This is a genomic window from Serratia sp. Ag1 (assembly GCF_000743355.1).
GTDB lineage: Bacteria > Pseudomonadota > Gammaproteobacteria > Enterobacterales > Enterobacteriaceae > Chania.
Map to the genome: position 1 here is coordinate 1 of NZ_JQEI01000073.1, position 2,441 is coordinate 2,441.

Here is a 2,441-nt window from a genome sequence, read left to right on the forward strand (position 1 = left end):
TGGAAAGCGAGAGCCAAGCAAATGATGGAACGCGGCGATTTAATTGATGCTGATTGGCGCAACCTGGAATTGTATTGCCTCAACTACTCGATGTACCGCCGTGCCGTGGCAGACCTTGCGGCCCGTGGTTTTTCGGTTGAGGGTTCACGCGGTGCCACCACCACCAACCCCGCGCTGAAGGCCAAATCGGACGCCGAAAAAATCATGATCAAAATGTCTTCCCTGCTGGGCTTTGATCCGGTATCCCGCCGCCGTAATCCGGTAGATATTGAGGAGGAAGACGAACTTGACCGCCTGGGATGAATACGCAGAAGCGATAAAAAGCGGTGAAATACCGGCGTGTAAGCGGCTAAAACAGGCCGTAAACCGCTACTTTTCCGACCTCAACAACCCCCTTTACGTGTTCGATACGGCCACTGTAGAGCGTTTTGTCGCTTTTTCTCGCCTCTGTCCCCACGTTAAAGGCCCGTTGCGCGGCAAGCCGATAGCGCTTGAGCCGTGGCAGCAGTTCGCCTTTGCCAACCTGCTGGGCTTCAAATTGGCGGCTACCGGTCGCCGCAAGTACCGCAGCGCCTATATTCAGGTACCGCGCAAGAATGCCAAGTCTACGGTGGCCGCGATGCTGGCTAACTGGTTCCTGGTGATGGAGCACGGCCAGCAGGACATTTACACCGCCGCCGTGAGCCGGGATCAGGCCCGTATCGTGTTTGATGATGCCCGGCAGATGTGCCTGCTCTCCAAACCGCTGCGCAAGCGGGTGGCTATCCAGCAGCACAAGCTGATTTACGCCAAATCCAACAGCCTGTTAAAGCCGCTGGCGGCCAGAGCCTCCACCATTGAAGGGACTAACCCCAGCCTGGCGGTGGTCGATGAATACCACCTGCACCCGGATAACGGCGTGTATTCGGCGCTCGAGCTGGGGATGGGGGCGCGCCCTGAAGGCATTCTGTTTGCCATCACGACAGCCGGTAGCAATATCGTATCGGCCTGCAAGCAACACTATGATTACTGCTGCCAGATATTGGCCGGGGAAGAAGAGAATGAATCCCTGTTTGCGTTGATCTACGAGCTGGACGACGAGAACGAAGTAGACGATCCGGCGCAGTGGGTGAAGGCCAATCCAAACCTGTCGGTGTCCGTCGATGTGGCCGCGCTGGCCGATACCATCCAGAAGGCGCGGGGCATTCCCTCGCAGTGGGTAGAAATGCTGACCAAGCGTTTCAATATCTGGTGCCAGGGTGCGACACCGTGGATGGGGGAAGGAGCCTGGAAAGCCTGCGCCGCCGACTATACCGAAGCCGACCTAGAAGGGCTGACGTGTTACGCCGGTATGGATCTGTCCTCCACCAGTGACATTACCAGCGTTTGCTATACCTTCCCGCTGGAGCGCCGTGTGCGCCTGCTGACGCGCCACTATATCCCCGAAGCCCAACTGCAGAACCCGGCTAATAAAAACCGCACCTTGTACCGCCAGTGGGTGAAACAGGGCTGGTTACGCACCACGCCGGGGGATTGTATCGACTATGACCGCATCCGTGATGATGTGCTGGCCGACGCCGAGCGCTTCAACATCGAGCTGGTGGGCTTCGATACCTGGAACGCCACGCAGATCCGCACCCAGCTTCAAGGGGCTGGCCTCGATGTGGAGCCGTTCCCGCAAACCTATGTGAAATTCAGCCCGGTGGCGAAATCGGCAGAGGTGTTCGTGAACCGTAAGGTGATCGAGCACAACGGCGATCCGGTGCTGACCTGGGCGATGGCTAACGTGGTGATGGAAACCGACGCCAACGCCAATATCAAGCCGAACAAGAAGAAGGCGGCCAACAAGATAGACCCCGCTGTCGCCTTCCTGATGAGCTTTGGCACCTATCAGTTACAGCATGAAGAATTTGCCTTCGACATGAGCGAAGAACAGCAACAGCGCCTAGCGGAGTTCAACGGTATTTAACAATGGTGACAGTGACAGGAAAGATAACCAAAGGCCCTAAACGGGTACAGAATCGCACAGGTAAGGTTATGGCTGTAGCGACAATTCTCGCATTGAGCGATAGGCGCAGTGCCTACCCGTTACGGGTGATTGCCTTCGATCTGTTAGCGCTGGAGTTAATGCTTTATCAGTTCGGCCAAACGATTACCGTTAATGGCAGGACTGCATACTGGAATGGGTATCAGGTTACAGCAAGCCACATAAGCCACTAAGACGAAGATCGCCAGCCAATACAATCCCACCTTTGGCTGGCCTCTTTGAATCCTCCATCACCTTTGAGTCGGTCATAAAGCAGATCTGCCTTATACTAACGGCAACCGTCCTCAAGTTTTCGCCGCTGTGCGGTAATCCGTGGGGTAATCTGTGGGGTAATAAATGGTAAAAACCAAAATAATCACAGATAAAAAACAAATAAAATCAAATGGATATATAGAATATGCTCAGTTACCGCCAC

At 55.0% G+C, this 2,441-nt stretch carries 2 protein-coding genes; both read left to right on the forward strand.

The annotated features are described in order from the left end of the window. Positions 1-303, forward strand: a 303-nt coding sequence (locus IV04_RS23835) for a phage terminase small subunit P27 family (protein ID WP_051916965.1), incomplete at its 5' end; no start/stop codon positions are given. Then, entirely contained in the window at positions 287-1,948 is a 1,662-nt protein-coding gene (locus IV04_RS23840) for a terminase large subunit (RefSeq protein ID WP_037441654.1), read from the forward strand. The genes IV04_RS23835 and IV04_RS23840, both read left to right, overlap by 17 nt. Positions 1,949-2,441 lie beyond the last annotated feature (493 nt).